At 43.7% G+C, this 20296-nt stretch carries 21 protein-coding genes; 16 read left to right on the forward strand and 5 right to left on the reverse strand.

Annotated elements, in window-relative coordinates; genetic code table 11:
- The 4 genes from KSP24_RS03665 (at position 1) to KSP24_RS03680 (ending at position 4313) form a co-directional block, all read left to right on the forward strand.
- Positions 1-696: an L-ribulose-5-phosphate 4-epimerase gene (locus tag KSP24_RS03665; protein ID WP_058711384.1), complete on the forward strand. Its 696-nt coding sequence runs from the start codon at positions 1-3 to the stop codon at positions 694-696.
- A gap of 41 nt (positions 697-737) precedes the next feature.
- Positions 738-2162, forward strand: coding sequence for an L-arabinose isomerase (araA, locus tag KSP24_RS03670; RefSeq protein WP_216974502.1), 1425 nt, complete (start codon positions 738-740; stop codon positions 2160-2162).
- A 172-nt stretch (positions 2163-2334) separates the two neighbouring features.
- Positions 2335-2580, forward strand: a complete 246-nt coding sequence (locus KSP24_RS03675; protein ID WP_254207593.1) for a P-loop NTPase family protein — start codon at positions 2335-2337, stop codon at positions 2578-2580.
- 155 nt (positions 2581-2735) lie between these two features.
- The gene (locus tag KSP24_RS03680; protein WP_129548462.1) at positions 2736-4313 is read left to right on the forward strand and encodes a sigma-70 family RNA polymerase sigma factor; all 1578 of its coding nucleotides are present in this window, start codon (positions 2736-2738) and stop codon (positions 4311-4313) included.
- 31 nt (positions 4314-4344) lie between these two features.
- Here KSP24_RS03680 and KSP24_RS03685 read toward each other — a convergent pair whose 3' ends face one another.
- Entirely contained in the window at positions 4345-4701 is a 357-nt protein-coding gene (locus KSP24_RS03685; protein ID WP_129548461.1) for a hypothetical protein, read from the reverse strand.
- A 546-nt stretch (positions 4702-5247) separates the two neighbouring features.
- Here KSP24_RS03685 and KSP24_RS03690 point away from each other — a divergent pair.
- From KSP24_RS03690 to KSP24_RS03710, 5 genes are all read left to right on the forward strand, one after another.
- Complete coding sequence (locus KSP24_RS03690; RefSeq protein WP_216974503.1) at positions 5248-6747, forward strand: malate:quinone oxidoreductase; 1500 nt, start codon at positions 5248-5250, stop codon at positions 6745-6747.
- Between the two features lie 373 nt (positions 6748-7120).
- Positions 7121-7699, forward strand: coding sequence for a TetR/AcrR family transcriptional regulator (locus tag KSP24_RS03695; RefSeq protein ID WP_216974504.1), 579 nt, complete (start codon positions 7121-7123; stop codon positions 7697-7699).
- Between the two features lie 80 nt (positions 7700-7779).
- Positions 7780-8340 (forward strand): NAD(P)H-dependent oxidoreductase, encoded by a 561-nt coding sequence (locus KSP24_RS03700; RefSeq protein WP_025678166.1) that lies wholly within the window; start codon positions 7780-7782, stop codon positions 8338-8340.
- Between the two features lie 21 nt (positions 8341-8361).
- Positions 8362-9072, forward strand: coding sequence for an SDR family oxidoreductase (locus KSP24_RS03705; protein WP_013373845.1), 711 nt, complete (start codon positions 8362-8364; stop codon positions 9070-9072).
- 172 nt (positions 9073-9244) lie between these two features.
- A complete protein-coding gene (locus KSP24_RS03710) occupies positions 9245-9820 on the forward strand; it encodes a histidine phosphatase family protein (RefSeq protein WP_013373844.1) in 576 nt (191 codons plus the stop codon).
- A 93-nt stretch (positions 9821-9913) separates the two neighbouring features.
- On the opposite strand, the gene KSP24_RS03715 is transcribed toward KSP24_RS03710, so the two are convergent.
- Positions 9914-10978: a DUF4367 domain-containing protein gene (locus KSP24_RS03715; protein ID WP_216974505.1), complete on the reverse strand. Its 1065-nt coding sequence runs from the start codon at positions 10976-10978 to the stop codon at positions 9914-9916.
- The gene (locus KSP24_RS03720) at positions 10939-11529 is read right to left on the reverse strand and encodes an RNA polymerase sigma factor (RefSeq protein WP_013373842.1); all 591 of its coding nucleotides are present in this window, start codon (positions 11527-11529) and stop codon (positions 10939-10941) included. Before KSP24_RS03720 ends, KSP24_RS03715 begins: the two co-directional genes overlap by 40 nt.
- A 244-nt stretch (positions 11530-11773) precedes the next feature.
- Here KSP24_RS03720 and KSP24_RS03725 point away from each other — a divergent pair, with 244 nt between their 5' ends.
- Positions 11774-12592, forward strand: a complete 819-nt coding sequence (locus tag KSP24_RS03725; RefSeq protein ID WP_216974506.1) for an elongation factor G — start codon at positions 11774-11776, stop codon at positions 12590-12592.
- A gap of 63 nt (positions 12593-12655) precedes the next feature.
- On the opposite strand, the gene KSP24_RS03730 is transcribed toward KSP24_RS03725, so the two are convergent.
- Entirely contained in the window at positions 12656-14101 is a 1446-nt protein-coding gene (locus KSP24_RS03730; RefSeq protein ID WP_216974507.1) for a DEAD/DEAH box helicase, read from the reverse strand.
- A gap of 285 nt (positions 14102-14386) precedes the next feature.
- Here KSP24_RS03730 and KSP24_RS03735 point away from each other — a divergent pair, with 285 nt between their 5' ends.
- On the forward strand, positions 14387-14797 hold the full coding sequence (locus KSP24_RS03735) for a YjdF family protein (RefSeq protein WP_216974508.1): 411 nt from the start codon (positions 14387-14389) through the stop codon (positions 14795-14797).
- A 147-nt stretch (positions 14798-14944) separates the two neighbouring features.
- Here KSP24_RS03735 and KSP24_RS03740 read toward each other — a convergent pair whose 3' ends face one another.
- Positions 14945-15526 (reverse strand): TetR/AcrR family transcriptional regulator, encoded by a 582-nt coding sequence (locus KSP24_RS03740; RefSeq protein WP_013373837.1) that lies wholly within the window; start codon positions 15524-15526, stop codon positions 14945-14947.
- 321 nt (positions 15527-15847) lie between these two features.
- Here KSP24_RS03740 and KSP24_RS03745 point away from each other — a divergent pair, with 321 nt between their 5' ends.
- The 5 genes from KSP24_RS03745 to KSP24_RS03765 all read left to right on the forward strand — a co-directional run bounded on the left by KSP24_RS03745 (position 15848) and on the right by KSP24_RS03765 (position 20236).
- Positions 15848-16909 (forward strand): LLM class flavin-dependent oxidoreductase, encoded by a 1062-nt coding sequence (locus KSP24_RS03745; RefSeq protein WP_216974509.1) that lies wholly within the window; start codon positions 15848-15850, stop codon positions 16907-16909.
- A gap of 26 nt (positions 16910-16935) precedes the next feature.
- On the forward strand, positions 16936-17874 hold the full coding sequence (locus tag KSP24_RS03750; protein WP_016324913.1) for an alpha/beta hydrolase: 939 nt from the start codon (positions 16936-16938) through the stop codon (positions 17872-17874).
- Positions 17875-18168: 294 nt separating this feature from the next.
- The gene (locus KSP24_RS03755; protein ID WP_013373834.1) at positions 18169-19125 is read left to right on the forward strand and encodes an endo-1,4-beta-xylanase; all 957 of its coding nucleotides are present in this window, start codon (positions 18169-18171) and stop codon (positions 19123-19125) included.
- A 188-nt stretch (positions 19126-19313) separates the two neighbouring features.
- Complete coding sequence (locus KSP24_RS03760) at positions 19314-19865, forward strand: TetR/AcrR family transcriptional regulator (RefSeq protein WP_216974510.1); 552 nt, start codon at positions 19314-19316, stop codon at positions 19863-19865.
- Positions 19865-20236 carry a DMT family transporter gene (locus KSP24_RS03765; protein ID WP_017426039.1) on the forward strand — a complete coding sequence of 124 codons (372 nt, stop codon included), beginning with the start codon at positions 19865-19867 and terminating at the stop codon, positions 20234-20236. Before KSP24_RS03760 ends, KSP24_RS03765 begins: the two co-directional genes overlap by 1 nt.
- The last annotated feature ends 60 nt before the right edge of the window (positions 20237-20296 follow it).

Raw genomic sequence — 20296 nt, forward strand, 5'->3', positions numbered from 1 at the left:
GTGTTAGAGCAGCTGAAAGAAGAAGTATATCAAGCCAATCTGGATTTGCCTAAACATGGACTCGTGAAATACACCTGGGGTAACGTAAGCGCGGTTGATCGTGAGCGTGGCTTATTCGTTATCAAACCGAGTGGTGTTAGTTATGACACGATGAAACCTAGCGATATGGTAGTTGTTGATTTTGACGGCAATGTTGTTGAAGGAGAGATGAGACCTTCATCGGATACACCGACTCATGCCGTACTTTACAAGCACTACGCAGAGATCGGCGGTATTGTGCATACGCATTCGACTTGGGCGACGATTTGGGCTCAAGCAGGCCTGGATGTACCTGTAATGGGAACTACTCATGCAGACACCTTCTATGGTTCTGTTCCCTGTGCTCGTTTCCTGACACAAGAGGAGATTGATCGTGGCTACGAAGCCGAAACCGGCCGTGTCATCATCGAAACTTTTGAGCAGCGCGGGCTGGATATTTTAGCAGTGCCGGGTGTCCTGCTTAAGGGTCACGCTCCCTTCACTTGGGGGAAAGATGCGAAATCCGCAGTTATGAATAGCGTCGTGTTGGAAGAAGTTTCGAAAATGAACTTATTCGCACGGGAATTGAATCATTTTGCTGAAGAATTGCCGCAGCGTATTCTAGATAAACACTATTTGCGCAAACATGGGAAAGACGCTTACTACGGACAAAAATAAGACCAACTAAACTAACAAACGAAGAAAAGAGGATGAATGTTATGTCAACAGTAGGTACAAAACAGTTCTGGTTTGTCGTAGGTTCACAACATCTGTATGGAGAAGAAGCATTAGCAGAAGTCAAAGCACACGCACAGGAAATGACCGATGCCCTAAATAAGAGCGGCGTTCTGCCTTATCCGCTAGTATTGCAGGATCTGGCGGTTAGTGCAGACAAAATCACCAGCCTTATGAAAGAAGTCAACTATCGTGACGAGGTTGCTGGTGTCATCACTTGGATGCATACTTTCTCACCTGCAAAAATGTGGATTCGTGGTACTAAATTGCTGCAAAAGCCGCTGCTTCATTTGGCTACACAGTATAATGAAAGCATTCCTTGGGCTACGATTGATATGGACTTCATGAACCTCAATCAGGCAGCTCATGGTGACCGTGAATATGGATTTATCAACGCCCGCTTGAAGAAACAGAATAAAGTGGTTGTAGGTTACTGGGAACGTGCAGAAGTGCAAAAGCAAATCGCAGAGTGGATGGATGTAGCGGTTGCTTATAACGAAAGCCTCAATATCAAAGTTGCCCGTTTCGGCGACAACATGCGTAACGTTGGTGTTACGGAAGGTGATAAGGTTGAAGCCCAAATTCAATTTGGATGGACCGTTGACTATTTCGGAATTGGCGACCTTGTTCAGTACGTCAATGCTGTGAAGGAAGAAGAAATTGATGCTTTGTTCGCGGAATACTCCGAACTCTATGAATTTGATTATGGTACTTACAGCAAGGAAGCTTGGGAATCCAGCGTAAGAGTGCAAGCAAGCTATGAAATTGCTATTAAGCGATTCCTGGATGATGGCGGCTATACTGCCTTCACAACAAACTTTGAAGACCTCTATGGTATGAAACAGCTTCCTGGTCTTGCCGTTCAACGTCTGATGGCACAAGGATACGGATTTGCTGGTGAAGGTGATTGGAAGACTGCAGCGCTCGATCGCTTGCTTAAAGTCATGAGCCATAACCAATCCACTGGCTTTATGGAAGACTACACCTATGAATTAGCAGCGGGTCAGGAATCGATCCTTCAATCCCATATGCTTGAAGTTGACCCAACGTTGGCAAGCAACAAGCCTAAAATCATCGTGTCTCCGTTAGGTATCGGCGATCGTGAAGATCCAGCCCGTCTGGTATTTGACGGTAAGGCAGGAGACGGTGTAGTTGTTTCCATGGCTGACTTTGGCACCCATTATAAACTGCTGATCAATGAGGTTACTGCATTTGAACCAACAGTTCCTGCTCCAAAACTTCCAGTGGCTCGTGTACTGTGGAACGTGAAGCCAAACTTCCAAGATGGAGTTAAAGCATGGATTGAGAACGGTGGCGGTCACCATACCGTGGTTTCCTTGAATCTAACCACAGACCAAATTGTTACTTATGCAAAACTGGTTAACCTGGAATACGTAATAATTAAATAATTATAGTTCATCTATAAAAGCATTGGGTCAGTCCTCAAGACCCAATGCTTTTTTATTGCTCGTCAGAGGATTCTTAATTCATAAGGATGTGATACTATGGCGAATTTACCAGCTACGAAAACGAAATTGGTATCGTTGAAGGCAACCTCACATCCATGAGACGATTGAGCGAGTGAAAACGATGAGGTCTCCAGAGTGGCTGGATTTTGTGATTTGGTACCATACAGAGCAGGATTATGGAAAGAATAAGGGGCTGCACGGGTACGAAGGATATATTCAGTTCCTTGAGTATCGACGAGAGCTAGAATTGCACATTATTGAGCAACTTCCTTTTCAATCCTTTATACTGGATAACTCCGATTATGATTGGGGGAATCAACAACAGACCGTTTCAAACATCATGATGAAGTATTTATAATTACGGGAAACGATAGTTTAATTAGAGAGGGCCATCCTATAAGGGATGGCTCTAAACTTGCTATAGGTTTTTCGCAACTTCAATCAAACAAAGTAACCATTTGCAGCAATACCGGCACTTATATATAGAATTTGCATACAGAGGAGGTGCAAGAGGTGCAGTGTTGGATTGAGGAAGCTCGGCTAGGCGATCAAAATGCTTGGAAGCAGATCGTGCAGCATTTCAGTGGGATGGCTTTTTCAGTAGCATATACGAGGTTGGGGGACTGGAGTCTGGTAGAGGATACAGTTCAGGAGGCGTTCGCTGAGGCTTTTGCCAATCTCCATAAATTACAGGAAGCAGAGGCGTTCCCTGGATGGTTCAAGATCATTGTCGAACGTCAATGTCATCGTCTTTTGCGCCGGAAGAGGCCCACGATGATGCCGTTGGCCGAAACTATAGTAATGGATGTGGAGAAATATGAAGTGGAACTCATCGCAGAGAGAAGGGAATGGCATCAAAAGCTTCATCAATCCGTCGAGGGTTTATCTGACAAGTTAAAACTGGCGGTTCAGCTGTACTATTTTCAAGGGTACTCAATCGGTGAAATATCAAGCTATCTAAGCGTATCTCCATCTGTGCTGAAAAAACGGTTGTTTGATGCCCGCAATAAGCTGAGAGCTTCACTACTTGTCACCGACTTTGTATCCATGTTTAACGATATTTATGAAGGAGGAGAGTCGGTGCTACATATAGTTAACGGAGATCATGTCGGTGACAAGCTGAGGAAAGGGACCATTCGTGGGGATATCTTGGTCTGGAGAGAAGTGTATCCGGTAGGTCCGGTTTCCCTTGAAATGAGCGAGCACTCATCGAGAGCAGCTAGAGTGGAATATTTAGAGAAAACTCTCGGTATCCCAGGGGAAGACTATGTGTCCAATTGCAAGACTCAGGAGCAGGTTCTGCATAACTTTCATAAGTATGACGAAGTCGTGCTATGGTTCGAGCACGATTTGTTCGACCAGCTGATGCTAAGCTACTTGTTGCACTGGTTTTCGACGCAGACCCTAGGTCAAACCAAACTGAGCTTGCTGTGTATCGGCAACTACCCCGGTATTGATCCGTTTAGGGGCTTAGGACAGCTTACAACGAAGCAGTTAGAAAAATTGTCAGGCACGTGGCAGCAGATCGGTCAGCAGGAGCTTGAGACGGGCAAAAAAATCTGGGAGGCATATACTTCCCCGGATATAACGCGGCATGTTGACATTTTACGTGAAGATACATTTGCCCTGCCTTTTGCTCATGTGGCACTTGAACTGCACCTATCTCGTCTACCTTCCACCATGAATGGGCTGGGCATCGTAGAGCAGACAACCCTGGAACTCGTCCAGCAAGGAGTGAATTCTCCACAAGAGCTGTTTAAGCAGATCGGGAACCGAATGAGTGGTCTAGGAATGGGTGATTTGGAATTTTGGTATCGTTTAAGGAATATGTCGGAACAACCACATGCACTATTAGAGATTCAAGGGCCCCACTCATTTCCTGATCATCAAAAGAAAACAACTCCATCCTTTGACCAATGCGTTGTTGCATTAACGGAAGTAGGGAGAAATATAACGGCGGGGGCACATGACTGGGTGAAGATGAAGGGAATAGACGAGTGGTATGGCGGCTTGTGGCTGCAAGGTGATTTAGCATGGCGCTGGGATTCAGAGAGAAACCAGTTGGTGTATACGGAACCGTATCATAAATGACAACAAGTTCTGGATGTAGAGCGGGCTTAGTTTATATCAAAAGCCCGGTCACATCCTGATACCCCATACTAACCAACAATTCATTACCATTTAGCTCATGCACTTTCTTCACTGTCACATCTAACTCCATACCAAGTATATACTGCAACACTTCAGCAACATACTTAGGTTGGTTAAGATTAATAGAATATTGTTTATCCTCTTTCATCACCCGTAATCCATCATTCAAAGGGCTACCAGTGACAATTGTATCTTTAGTAGTAAACAGAATTATAAATTTTATATCTTTATTTTCAGAAATAATAGTCAACTTGGATCTACAGTAAATATCTCTGACCGTTCTATAATTCCACAAATACGTATTTCCACTAACTACTATTCTCCTCATAGCACTCTAGTCTCCATTCCTACAAGGATGGCAGAATCATTGCGGATTCTGCTTCTTTAGCATTTCAGTCCGGAAGCCGTTCTTACCTGACAAAAAGAAAATATTTTAAAAATAGTCCAGGTCATGGGGTATCTTCGCTACCTGTCCCTTATTTTACTTGATTTCTACGCATTGTACAGTTGGCGTACGGGTCCTAGATGAATCACGTGTTAATTCTTGAAATCCCACATAACAATTCCTGGTTATTCATATACATAAACTGTTGATTTAATTATTGGGAAGCTGTAATCCACGGGAGTAACAAAAACAGCTAGGTTTCTTATAAAAAAACGGAGTTCAATTCTTATTTTCGCGAAGAAAATTCTCACTTTTTAGCAGAAATGATTTATAATTATCAGATAAAAGTAGATATAATTTTTAAATGATTATATTTAAGTTATAATGGAGATAGAAAAGGTATGTTCCTGAGTGGAGCCTTGCTTCTTGAGTCAGTTAAGCAGGAGGGCCTGCTCTTTTTTGCAAATATAAGAGATAAGGAAGGTTTTTATGAATAGTATTCAGAAAAATACAGACGTTATCTTAATTGGTGCCGGGGTCATGAGCGCGACTCTGGGATCATTGCTGAAAGAGTTAGCACCGGAATGGGAAATTAAAGTGTTTGAGAAACTGGCAAGTGCAGGAGAAGAAAGCTCTAACGAATGGAATAATGCAGGCACGGGTCATGCTGCACTGTGCGAGCTGAACTACACATCCGAAAAATCAGACGGATCTGTAGATATTCGTAAAGCGGTTAATATCAACGAACAGTTTCAGCTCTCAAGACAGTTTTGGTCTTTTCTTGTCAACAGTAATTTGATTCGTAATCCACAGGACTTTATCAGGCCAATACCCCATATGAGTTTGGTAATGGGTGAAAAAAACGTATCTTTTTTAAAAAAGCGCTTTAAAGCGCTTTCAAGTGTTTCCCTGTTTCAAGGCATGGAATTTTCCGATGACCCTGAAAAGTTAAAGGAATGGATTCCGCTGATTATGGAAGGTCGTACATTGAATGAACCGATTGCGGCAACCAAAATCGACTCTGGAACAGATGTCAACTTTGGTGCTTTAACACGCATGTTGTTTGACCATTTAAAAAGCAAAAATGTCGAGATTAAATACAAGCATAGTGTAAAGGATATTAAACGTGCGAGCGACGGCTCGTGGAGAGTCAAAGTGCATAATCTGGATAACGGAAAAATCGAATATCATACTGCCAAATTCGTTTTTATCGGTGGTGGTGGCGGAAGTCTACCTTTACTGCAAAGAACCGGCATTCCTGAGTCCAAATATATCGGGGGATTCCCGGTAAGTGGACTATTTATGGTATGTAACAATCCTAAAGTGGTCGCCCAACATCATGCAAAAGTATACGGTAAAGCGAAGGTTGGTGCTCCTCCCATGTCTGTCCCGCATCTGGATACAAGATACATCGGTAACCAAAAAGCACTGCTGTTTGGCCCGTTTGCCGGCTTCTCACCAAAGTTCTTGAAAACGGGTTCAAACTTGGACCTGATTGGTTCCGTAAAACCCAATAACCTCATTACGATGTTGGCGGCAGGGGCAAAAGAGATGGCATTGACCAAATACCTGATCCAGCAAGTGATGTTATCGAATGAAAAGCGTTTGGAGGAACTACGCGAGTTTATTCCCAACGCCAAAATCGAGGACTGGGGGATCGTGGTAGCAGGCCAACGTGTGCAGGTGATCAAAGATACGGAGGGCGGTAAAGGAACTCTTCAATTTGGTACGGAAGTGGTTAGTTCCGCTGACGGCTCGGTGGCTGCATTGCTTGGAGCTTCTCCGGGTGCCTCTACTGCTGTTCACGTTATGCTGGAGGTATTAGAGAAATGCTTCCCACAGCATATGGAAGAGTGGGAGCCAAAAATAAAAGAGATGATTCCTTCTTATGGGTTGTCGCTAGCGGAGAACCCAGAGCTTTACCAAGAGATCCATAATACTACAACAGAGACGCTGGGTCTGGGCGAAAAAGAACCGCTGCATCATTAATTTTTACATGGCTAGTAAATTCGATCATCCAAATATTTTTAATAAAATACACAGTAATCTTACGATACGTATTCAAGTCGCATAAGCGACAACGCCAAGCGGTGGGAAGCTCCCCACCGCTAAAATGATTGTTTACGAGTGCAAAACTTTGTAATGCTTCTGTGTTTATCGGTATCTGCTATAGTGACTGCCGTAATTATGGAACGGGTTATAAAGGGAAAAATAAATAATTCTTTACCGATCGTTCCCAATATGTTAGGATAAAGCCAGACAGAGAAGAAAAAGATATGCGATGACCAATGTAGAACGATCGTTTCCAAAAGGTCGATCCATTTAATCCAGACATATTCTAAGTGGTCAGGGGGTAGATAGAATGGCCAGGAGCAAAGAATTTGAAGAAAACGTTGTTCTGGAAAAGGCCATGAAGCTGTTCTGGAAGCAGGGGTATGAGAAAACCTCGATGAATGATCTTGTCGAACATATGGGGATTCATCGAAGAAGTATCTATGATACCTTTACCGACAAGCATACCTTGTTCCTCAAAGTGATGGACCGATTCGGAGAGCGTATTAACGGTAGGTGGGCAGCAGGCATCAAGCAATCTCGGACGGCTAAGCAGGCACTTCAGTTCATTTTTGACTCCATCATTAACGGTGAAGAGGACGTACCGCCCGGCTGCATGTTCGTGAATTCGGCTGTTGAATTAGCGATTCGGGATGAGGACATTGACGAGATAGCGACGAAGGCCTTTGCAAAATCGGAGAAAATGCTTGCAGAAATCGTAACGTGGGGACAGCAAAACGGCGAGTTTACACAACAGTACGAAGTGAAGGAGTTGGCTGAGTATCTGCAAAATGCCTTAGCGGGACTAAGGGTTATGGTGCGGACTTCCGTTCCGAAAGAAAAGCTGCAACGGATAGCTGAGTTAAATCTACGCATTTTAGAGACATAGACGATAAACGAAAACAAATTTTTTTCATTTTTCTAGAACGATCATTCCCATAAACTTTGAAATAGAAAAGGAGAGTTAGTATGAAAACATTAATCATCGTTGCACATCCAAATTTGCAAAGTTCCCGAATGAATCGAGCCTGGACGGAGGTCATGAGACAGCAGCCTGAAACGACCGTACATGTGTTGTATGAAGCCTATCCTGATCATCTGATTAATATTACCCATGAACAGGCTCTGCTGGACAGCCATGATCGAATCATTTTCCAGTACCCGCTCTATTGGTATAGTACACCGCCTTTGTTGAAGCAGTGGTTCGATGAAGTGCTGGCATTCGGCTGGGCGTTTGGTCCTGACGGGGAGCATTTGAAAGGGAAGGAAATCGGCATCGCCATCTCGACGGCAGGAACTGCGGCCTCGTATCAGCCCGGCGGCTACAACCTGTTCACGATTCGGGACATCGCGAAGCCGATGGAGGCGCTGGCCAACTATGTGAGTGCTCATTACCTGCCGCCTTTTGCTATCCATAATGCGAACCATGTGACGGATGAGCAGATTACCGCGAGCCAGGCTGCATATGTCCAGCATCTGGCGACCGTGCGTCATGTCCAAACGTCTGATTTGATCACAATCAATAAATAAAAAACGAGGAGGAAATGAAACATGACAAGCAAAATCGCGTTAATTACCGGAGCAAGCAAAGGGATCGGACTGGAGGTTGCTAGACAACTGGGGCAGCAAGGTATAACGGTATTAGTCGCTGCACGTACGAAAACAGCAGCAGATGAAGCAGCCGCCGGGTTGTTGCAAGAAGGCATTCAGGCAGTCGGCGTGAAGCTCGAGGTGACGAATTCTGCACATATCGCAGAATTGGCCCAATTCATCGAAGATACTTACGGACGGCTGGACATATTGGTCAACAATGCGGGCATTTTGGCAGAAAAAGCGGGTTATGACGGGGATGCTTTCAGAGATACTTTTGAGGTGAACACGTTCGCACCCTATTTGATTACAGAAGCACTGTTGCCGTTACTGCTAAAGAGCAAAGCAGGCAGAATCGTCAACCAAAGTAGCGCTATAGGCTCGATTCAATTTCAGTTGACCAATGAACGGGTGCAGCGGCTTGCTACCCCGGCTTATGCGGCATCTAAAGCAGCTTTGAATATGCTGACGGCCTACTGGGCGCAAAAAAATAGCGGGACACATCTGAAGGTCAATTCCGTACACCCCGGCTTAGTCAAAACGCAAATGGGTGGGGAAAAGGCGGAGCTGTCGGTGGAGGATGGAGCAAAAACGGCGATCCGACTGGCAACTCTGCCGGAAGAGGGTCCAACAGGCGGATTCTATTACATGGATGATCAGCTTCCGTGGTAAAGCGTTATTTATTGAAAGAAAAAGATTTATATGACATCGTAACAGCAATTATCAATTCGTGTATGGTGAGTGCAGACTGATTGGTCATACCGAAAGATTTGCTCTAGAATTATAATTAATGGGAGGTTTCAGGAATTACGAGAACAAAACGATATCCTTTAAGGAGGCTATTTTGGAAACTTTCATTTACATGGTGAGACATGGTGAGTCACCAAAGACGGAAGGAAATGAAAGAACAAGAGGTTTAACGGATAAAGGTAAATCAGATGCTTATCGAATAACTGAATTATTGAAGGGAGAGGGGATCGAGGTTTTCGTTTCAAGTCCATATCAACGAGCAATTCTGACCATTCAAGAGCTGGCTCGGCGTTCAGGACAAGAAGTTTTGGTATTCGAAGATCTTAAAGAAAGGATCTTTTTGAATGAAGACCACCGAATGCCCGATGCGGAATTATTTCCTTTGTTAGATAAGTCATTTTCTGATCCAAACTTTGCTTTACAGGGAGGAGAGTCTAATACGGTTTGTCAGAACCGAAGTATAGCAGTTCTAAAAGAATTGTTAAAAACCTATCGAGGACAGAAAGTTGCATTAGGCACTCATGGGGCGATAATGACGTTGATGATGGGGTATTATGACAAGCAGTACGACTTGAATTTTCTACTACACACATCCAAACCAGATGTATACAGAATGAAGTTCAACGGTCAGGAGTTAATAGAAGTTAAAAGATTGTGGTATACGCCGTAATGTTACGGGAGAAATAGGTACGAAAACGTTGCTCAAAGAGAGACCGTCCTTAGTACAGGATAGTCTCTCTTCAAAACCTTTCTGTAACATCTATTACGATGAAGCATTAAGCAAATCCTCAGCTATTTTAACCAAATCATCTTTGGTCAGCGGGCTGTCCTGGTTATCGGATATGTTGTAGTGTAAATGTCTTTTTTCATCGATCCATCCCAGTCGATTTTTTCCTGCTTCCAAGGGCCTGCTTGCTTCACTTGCCCTGATGTAATAGGCCTTGGTTCCTTTGATTGTCAATTGCTCAGCCGAATCCTGTTCATTTTGCATGATGGTTGTCTTTGTGACTTCAGGAGTGTATTTGGTGACGGTAATGTTTACATAGTCGTTTCCTCTCGCATACCGGACAAAGGAGGAGTTTGATTTGTTCCATCTCAGCTTTTGAATAAACAGATTTTCACCCTTCGGTGCAGCTTTGGCCTGTTGCATCAGTTTATCGGTTAAAGCTCGATATTCCTTTTTATTCATCATCCCAGGATATGCAGCGATTGGATAGACGTATCCGAATTCAAACTGATAGCCATCCGGTAGATGAGTGAGGTTGCTGAATAATGGAGCCTCAGTACGCTTGATTTCATCTTGTAAGCTGTTAAAATTTGAAAGTTCTGCCGGTTTGTACGCAAACAGGGCCAGATTAGATAGGTTGTTTTGGTTCATAGAATCGTCTTTGACGTAATAAGCGGCATACTCTCCTGGTTGCAAACGGTTCTTCACCTCTTCGTTCCACCGTGTGTAGGTGGAGGAATACGTTTTGGAGGCGTCCGTTTCGGCAGGTGTTTTGGCGGTATTTAATACAACGTCGCCCTTACTGTTGCGGAATTCAAGATATTGTGAAGCTGCGTATCCGGTCACAGAGGCACCTACAACAAAAAGCAAAATCATGATAGGGACGGTGATACGAGGCTGGAAATGGATTTTTCCTATATTCCCCTTTTTGGGCGGCGCCTTTTGGTAGACCTGTTCCATCACTTTGTCAGAAACGTCAAAAGCCTGGATTTTTAAGGCATTCTCTGGCTCGGTTAGCTTGTCCATGTTTTTGAATCCCCTGTCTTGCAGATCGGTGTATTTCAGGCTTTGTTTTTGAGTTCTGTCTTGTAACTCACGCATTTGTGGTCCTCCTTTAGGGGCTCCATTATTTTTTTGAGCTTTGTTTTTGTTCTGCCGTATTTTTTCTTGATAGCTTCCTCGCTTTTGTTCATGATTTCCCCGATTTCTCCAAACGTTCTCTCTTCAAAAATGCGCAGCACCAGCAGGTTACGCTCCTCCGCGCTCAGTTGGTCCAACGCCCGGCTCAGCGGTTCACTGAAAAGCTGACGTTCCATAACCTGCGCTGCACTGTCTGAAGTCATGTTAGTTGAGGTGAACAGGCTAAGTTTAAATTTGCGCTGTAGATTCTTCCTGCGAATCAGGTTCAGGCAGTGATGATAGGCCATTTTATACAGCCAGGAGGAGAAGCCCACTGTCGGCTTGTACCTGCTAATTTTCTCAAAAGCATTGACGAAAATATCCTGCACAGCCTCTTCCGCCTCCTGCTCACTTCCTAATAGCCTCCAGCAGTACACAAAAATCTGACGCTGATACTCCTTTACAATGTAGGCGTAATCCTGGATCTCGCCAGCTTGAACTTGTTTGATTCTGTATTCGATTTCCTCATTCAAAGATGTAGGCACCCCCTCTGATCAAAAAGAAAATTATATCTGTATAACAAACGGAGATGACCGAAAGGGACACTTTGTCTAAATTTTTTTTAAGTGTTCTATCAACTCTCTAAGAGAATACGATAAAGCAGAACGATTATCACCCACGTGGTTAGTTTTATAGAGTTAAAGGTATATTGTGGGAGTGAGGGGATGGTAAAATGAAATTAAGATATTCCAAATAGTTTTTATAGGAACGGATTACTTGCATCTAAAGAAAATCGCTGATTTTATGAAAAGACAAGACATTAAACTGGATATCAAAGACACCTGTATACTCTATAGAGAATGTACTACTGACTTGAATATAAATTTAAAAGGCAATCATTCCAGAATAACAAGTTTAAATGACTTATTTGCTGGAGTTGAAATTCATATTGATCATTTAGAGGCTGGAATGGGATATCAATATGAAAATAAACAAGTGAAAGAAGATATTATTCATTATTGCTGTCATAAAGACGATGAGGAAGGTAAGGAGCTTGGATACCAATTATTTGTAAAATCGTTGGATTACTTCTCCAAGAAATTATTAGCTGAAGGTTTTGTATTAGGGTATCCTGCTGTAGATTCAAAAATTAAAATAATGAAGGCCTCTTGTTCAATGTGTTTTTATCGAGATTATTATTACATTAATGGAGCACATGCATCGCTCGAAACCGCTATGCTTGAGGCAGATTGGCAAATATGCGAACCATTGATGCAGGTCCATATGACCTGTAACAAGCTATATTTTAAAGGAAATTCCTTTTTTAGTGGGGTAGAAAATCTATGTATACTCGACGAGGACGAAGATAATTGTAAATTATCATTTAAATCTATACTTTCCACAATCATTGATATTTTAAAAGAGATGTATAACCAAAAAAAAGATGTTTCGGACTTCCATATGGAATTGGACAGCTATGTGCCAGTTGAAGATGTTACTCAGTTAAAAGAGAAATTCAAAGTGATTTATAATATCGATAAATGGAAAGATGAATTAGAGGAGCAAGAGATGAACTCGGCCATCCCGCCTGTATAGCTTACGAAAGCCATCGGCCGTACTAAACGGGATTGCCTCACTCTTTTTTATACAGCGTACCTTCTACTTATGACCTTTGCGTACCTTTAAAAGCTTGCCCTTTACGGTAGTATTCTTCATAATCTCAAGCACCAGTGGGCCCTTGCCATTCAGAATCTCAACATCTGTCACATTATCCAGAATCGTAATGATCCCGATATCATCTGCCGTTACCCCATCCAGCTTAGCGATGGTGCCCACAAAGTCGACAGCTCTAAGTTTTTTCTTCTTACCGCCATTAAAATTGAGCTTCATAATTTGTTGGTTTAATTGCTCGCGTTTGTCGTTTTTGAGTACAGTTTTTACATGTAGTTTCCGCTCAAAATCTTCTCTGTGAAGATCAACGGCCTCTTCTGAGGGGGCCTTTACTTGCGGAATTGCAAATCCAATGTATGCTTCGATATCAGCTAATCGTTTGCTATCTTTAGGAGTGATTAGAGTAATGGCTTTCCCTGTTTTGCCAGCACGTCCTGTACGTCCTGTACGATGAACATAGCTTTCTTTTTCAAGGGGAATATCGTAGTTGATGACATGGGTGATATTCGTGATATCAATCCCTCTGGCGGCTACATCAGTTGCGATCAAGTAACGGAATTGTCCCCTTCTGAATGCGTTCATTACCTCAAATCGCTCATCTTGCTCCATGCCGCCATGGATGCGATCACATGGATATTCGAGGTCAGCCAATGCTCTGAATAGTGTATCTACATGCTCCTGCGTACGACAGAAAATGATGCAGCTGTCAGGGTTCTCAACAATGAGCAGATCCTGTAGCAGAGCCAGCTTGTCCGCCTCCCGCACCTGAATAAGAGAGTGATCAATCGTGGCTGTGGTTACACCTGTCGCCTTAATCTCAATTTCCACAGGATCGTTCATATATTTACGTGACAGTTTGGCTACATCTTCGGGGAAAGTAGCGGAAAACAACATCGTAACCCGGTCACTAGGCAGCGCCTGAATAATCGACTGAACCTGCTCGATAAAGCCCATATTCAGCATCTCGTCAGCTTCATCAATCACGAGATAGGCAATTCGATTTAAAGATAGTGTTCCTCGTTCAATATGGTCTAGTACACGTCCGGGCGTACCTACAGCCACATGTGTCCTTTGTTTTAGCTCGGCCTTTTGTATATGAAAAGGATGTTTCCCATAAAGAGGCGTTGCTTTTATCCGCTTAAAGCGTCCAATATTCGTGATGTCTTCAGTAACCTGTAATGCGAGTTCACGGGTTGGTGTCAGAATTAAAGCTTGGGGTTTATTCTCATTCCAATCTACTAGCTCACAAAGTGGAATACCATATGCTGCTGTTTTGCCGCTGCCTGTTTGCGATTTGGCCACAAGATCCTTCTTCTCAAGGGCAACGGGAATAACCTCCGTTTGAATTTCTGTTGGCGTCTCATAGCCCAGGCTATTCAGAGCCCTCACAATTTCTTCACTTAATGGGTAATCTGCAAAATGCTTCTGACTCATTCTCAACCTCTTCTGCGCTGTATTTAAGTACCATTACATATATCATGTCATCGTGTATCGAACTTATACTCAACCAGTATACTCTATTCCAGCTACACTCTAATACATATCAGCGATTAACTTGCTGTTTTCCAGTAAGGCAACTATACTTTTTCTGAGACGAAAAAACACAGTCTGGTTGGTAGTCCAGGCGCATGGACGACTCTATAATTGCAAGAGTGCCATGTCAGTAACCTTCCCCCCTCGGGATGTCCATCGTTTCGATTTAAAATGAGGGGGATTCAAATGAAGCTTACGATTTATCATGATGGACAGTATTGGGTTGGAGTCGTGGAGGAGCAGGACCAGGGGAAATTGAAGGCAGCCAGGTACATTTTTGGGACAGAGCCTAAAGACGAGGAAATTCTCCATTTTATCCGTGAGGAAATGTGGGAACTTGTTAGTCGGCTTTCACAAGAGGTGGCTGTAAAGGGGTCTGAAACGAAGAAGGTCAATCCGAAGCGGCTAGCAAGGCAGGCAGCGTATGAATTAAGGCGGAAGGGAGTCTCTTCCAACGCACAAGAGGCCTTAAAGTTAGAGTATGAGAAGCGCAAGTTGGAGAAACGTACCTACTCTAAACAGCAAAGGGAATCTATGAAGGCACGGATAAGGGAATTAAAGGAGAAAAAAGCGAAGGAAAAACATCGCGGACATTAATAAAACCTCCATACTTATCCGCAATTGTAACGCATGTTTTATCTCGGCATATGTGAAAACATGTGTTACACACAAAGGGCACCCGACTGGGTGCCCTTTAAACTGTCGTATAGAGATTGCTATCCGCTAAAATGAATCCATTCCAAATTACTTAAGCAGTGTGAGTGTTACTTCTATTGTATTATCAATAAATGATCGCTCTGGACGAGACTTTATCATGACGGTCAGACCAATTAACGATACAACTAATGCCTGTGATACAGCCTTCGCATCTAGTCCGATCTCAAGCTCACCTGATTGTATACCTCGTTCAATGGTTTCTTGAAAAATGACCGCCAGGTACATTTGATGCTCCCTTGTAAGAATTTCAAACTTCTCATCATGGGGCGCAAGTTCAACCATTGTATTAATGCAAAAGCATCCTTTTCTAGGATTTTCCGCATACTCCTCTTCAACCACACCCTCAAAAAAAGTACGAAATGCTTCTTTTACAGATGGAATGCTTTGAAGTTTGGTTCGGATCAGAGAAGCACGGGACATCGTGTATTTGCGTAGCGCGGCTTCGAACAATTCTTTTTTGCCCCCAAAAGTGGAATATATACTGGGGCGTTGAATTTCCATTCTGGAAGTTAAATCACTTAATGAGGTGGCTTCATATCCCTTTTCCCAAAATATTTGCATAGCTGCATCTAAAACTTTCTCTTCGTCAAATTCGCGGGTTCGTCCCATAACAATACCTCTCGTTACTCATGATTTTATTCTTAATGGCTCCATGTATCTGATTATAATGTTCAGTGACATTCATTTGATTACCAATTGGTACGTTATTATCTTATAATTAGTCCTTAAAATTGTCAAATGAGGGTTGGTCTTTCCCGAAAAGAGGAGGTGAATATGAAAGAATAATCAAAGTGAATTTACTATGATTGTTGACAGTATTCTTTTTTGTGAGTTATATTTACGGGGGAAAATAACATACCGTTTGGTATGATATTTTATTGTTATTCAATTAGCACACAAAGAAAGCTATTAGAACGGGAGAGATAGACCATGGAGATAGGTATTACCTCGTTTGTAGAGACAAAGCCTGATGCTCAGACAGGCGAAGTGATAAGTCACGCACAGCGGTTGCGTGAAGTTGTCGAGGAAATTATCCTTGCTGATCAAGTGGGACTTGATGTGTTTGGTGTAGGTGAGCATCATCGAAAGGATTATTCGGCATCTTCACCAGCAATGGTGCTGTCCGCGGCTGCAGCGCAGACACAACGGATTCGGCTAACCAGTGCAGTGACGGTGCTTTCTTCAGCTGATCCGGTGCGCGTTTTTCAAGACTTTGCTACGCTGGATGGTATTTCAAATGGACGTGCCGAGATTATGGCGGGTCGGGGTTCTTTTATTGAGTCTTTTCCTCTGTTCGGCTATGACTTGGATGACTATGATGAGCTGTTTGAACAACATTTGGAACTTCTCCTTAAAATACGGGAGTCCGAAAAGGTAATCTGGAAGGGCGGTCATCGGCCAGCCATTAACAATTTGGGCGTGTATCCACGGCCAGTTCAGAACCCTTTACCAATATGGGTAGGCAGCGGGGGAAGGCAGGATTCTGCTATTCGTGCAGGTCTGTTAGGACTGCCCTTGATGCTGGCGATCATTGGAGGAAACCCGATAAATTTTGCACCGCTTGTCCAGCTTTATAAGAAGGCAGCAGCGCACGCTGGTCATGATGAATCGCAGCTTAGGGTTGGGTCGCACTCGATAGGATTTGTCGGAGAGAATAATGAGCGAGCGGCAGATACATATTTCCCCTCTACGATGGCAGGTATGAATAGATTGGGCAGGGAGCGAGGCTGGGCGCATTATGATCGTTCCAGCTATGATGCCGCGCGCAGCTTTGAAGGTGCGCTGTATGTTGGCGATCCCGAGACGGTTGCCCAGAAGATCATTCATCTTCGCAAGCATGTAGGTGTTACACGCTTTATGCTGTATGTTCCGTTAAGCACGATGCCGCATGCCGAGGTGATGAGAGCCATTGAGCTACTTGGAACAGAGGTAGCACCCCGAGTGCGGAAGGAAATAGCCAAGTGGGAAGCGGAGACGGAAAAAAGTTTATAAAATAACCTAACATAGGAGTGATTCGCATGGATTTTGAAAATCGTTTATTACCAGAATTAAGGTCAGTAATTGCACAATTCCCCGGTTTCCAACTGGAGGAGAATTTAGAACTGAGCAGAAGTTATTTGTCGAGTCCGCCTATTGAGCAGTCGGAACACGTACGCACGACAAGCCGGATGATTCCGAGCGTTGCAGGCGAGATATTAGTCAAAATCTACGAACCTGCCCAGCGAACTGACGTTAAGCTTCCGGCCATGCTGTGGATTCACGGGGGAGGCTATGTAATGGGGCATCCTGATATGGACGATGCTTTGTGCGAACGCTTCGTGCAGGCGGCTAATTGCGTCGTCGTATCGGTCGATTATCGACTTGCTCCCGAGCACCCCTACCCAGCTGCCATCGATGACTGTTATGCCGCTTTGACGTGGATGACCGATGAAGCTGAGCTGCTGGGCATCGACTTGGACCGGGTCGCAATTGCTGGTGCAAGCGGGGGTGGCGGTCTAACCGCAGCACTTGCTTTAATGGCTCGTGACAAAGGCGGACCAGCCCTTATCTTCCAAATGCCGCTATATCCGATGATCGACGACCGCAATGTTACGGCATCAAGTCATGAAATTACGGCCGATAATGCACCATGGAGCCGGAAGAACAACTTGACGGCCTGGAACATGTACTTGGGTAATCGTACCGAAGATAGCGAGGTTTCCCCATATGCGGTGCCGTCGAGAGCAGAAAGCTTGGCTGGTCTGCCGCCGACCTACACGTGCGTAGGGCAGCTCGATCTATTCCGAGATGAGACGATCGAATATGTGGCACGCCTTGCCCAAGCGGGCGTTGACGTCGAATTTCATCTGTATCCCGGCACATTCCACAATTTTGAAGGGATGGTTCCTCAAGCAGAAGTAAGTCAACGCGCCAGCCAAAGTTATGTAGACGCGATTGCAAGAGCGCTTAATCCTTAAATAATTAAGGAGCGCTCTTCAGGTGATATGCTCCCAAGAAGATAGACAGGTTGAATAATAAAACCTACTACTGTGAAGGGGGTATATCACTTTTCGCAGCAGCCTTTTCTTTTCGTTTCAGAGTTGTTTGGGATTCGTGTTGTGGCTGTTCTGCAATGATGTAAGATTTTTCGGGTAAAATCTATACTTTCACATGTAGCAGAAAACAACTATTCATTCTTATAATTGGAAATGTAAGCGCTTAAATTATTGAGGAAGAATATTATCAAATTATACGTGTGAGGAGGAGATTTTATGTTAAGAACTAAAGTGGGCAAGCTGGTGAGCAGTTTGGCGTTGGCGGGTGTGTTGTTATCATCTGTTCTGGTCAACCAGGCTGATGCTGGCCTGGCAAATGGAAGCAAATTTCTGGGGAATATCATTGCGGGCAGTGTCCCTCCTAGTTACGGGACATACTGGAATCAAGTGACGCCGGAGAACTCGACTAAGTGGGAATCGGTTGAAGGTAGTCGTAACAACATGAACTGGTCGCAGGCGGATACCGCCTACAATTATGCCCGTAGCAATGGTTTCCCGTTCAAGTTCCATACGTTGGTATGGGGTGCCCAGGAGCCAGGATGGGTTAAAGGACTGTCGGCTGCTGATCAGAAAGCGGAAGTGACTCAGTGGATTAAAGCAGCAGGTCAGCGCTATCCGAATGCGGCGTTTGTAGATGTGGTGAATGAGCCGTTGCATCAGAAGCCGTCCTACCGCAATGCCATTGGTGGTGACGGGTCGACCGGATGGGATTGGGTCATATGGTCGTTTCAACAGGCTAGACAAGCTTTCCCGAATGCCAAACTGCATATAAATGATTATGGTATTATCAACGACCCTTCTTTAGCCGACCAATATGTCAATATTATTAATCAGCTCAAGAGTAGAGGCCTGATTGACGGTATTGGCATTCAATGCCACCATTTCAGTATGGACAACGTCTCAGTCAACACGATGAATACTGTACTAAATAAGCTGTCGGCGACCGGGTTACCGATCTATGTGTCGGAACTGGATATAACTGGGGATGATAATACTCAACTTGCCAGATACAAAGAGAAGTTTCCAGTCCTTTGGCAAAACCCCTCAGTGAAGGGAGTTACGCTTTGGGGGTATATCCAAGGACAAACTTGGAAAGATGGTACACATCTGCTGAACTCTAACGGCACGGAACGTCCTGCGCTCCAATGGCTGAGACAGTATCTGAAGAGATAAGCTATAGGTGGCACTTAAAACCCAACAGATGCGGACTTTTGCTAAATATCCGGGCTGGGTAGTTGTTTATTTGAAGAAGTCTTGGCTGAAATGTTACACGCCCAAGGCTTCTTTTTATTTAGCTTAAACGTATCTTTTACTTGAAATAAAACCGTCTGGACGGTGTAGTAAAATGGGTGGTGATCAGAATGAATACAACTAAAAAAACATTAAAAAGAGAATTAATCCTTAAAGCGGCTTCTATAATTGTACAAGAAGAAGGAGTAGAAAAATTAACATTAGAAGCGGTGGCTAAGAAAGCGGGAATAAGTAAGGGAGGGTTGCTTTACCATTTTCCGAATAAAGATGAATTGATTCTGGGAATGGTTGAACAGCTATCGACCAGCTTTATCACCGAATTTAATGAAAGGGCAGAAAACGATACACATTCCCAAGGTAGATGGACTCGCGCTTATATGAATACGTCATTTTCCGGGGATCAGCATGCAAGTGACCTGTATACCGCTCTCTCGGCAGCACAATTTACGAACCCTCAAATGCTCAAGCCGCTTCAGGATGAGTATGCGAATATCCAAAATAAAATCGAAAACGACGAATTAAATCCGGTTCGTTCTACGATTGTCCGATTAGCTATAGACGGTTTGTGGTTTGCCGAAATGTTCGGACTCGCTCTTCCCAATGAAGAATTGAAGCAAAAAATTATAGAAGAATTAAAGACATATATAAAGGAGAATGAATGATGGCTTATTTTTTCTTGGCAATCTCTATTGCTAGTGAGCTTATTGGTACTTCAATGCTTAAAGCTTCAGAAGGTTTTACGAGACTGTATCCGACTCTATTCACGATTGTCGCGTTTGTAATCTCTTTCTTCTTTATTTCACTAACCCTCAAGACACTTCCTCTTAATATGACGTATGCCATTTGGTCAGGGGTGGGGGCTGTTGCTACAACGGTGATTTCAGTATTGATTTGGAAGGAGAAAATCAATACAGGGAGTATGGTAGGGATTGCTTTAATTGTTATTGGCGTGGTGGTATTGAACCTATTTGGTGCAGGACATGGTGAGGCCAAAGGAACAACAGAAGCAACCAGTTCAATCGTCCAAAAATGAAAAAGTATAATATCACTCCAGTTTGTAAAGAGGCGGTAGATCCTCACTTATCGACTTAGA

This window comes from Paenibacillus sp. AK121, from assembly GCF_019042715.1.
GTDB lineage: Bacteria > Bacillota > Bacilli > Paenibacillales > Paenibacillaceae > Paenibacillus > Paenibacillus polymyxa_C.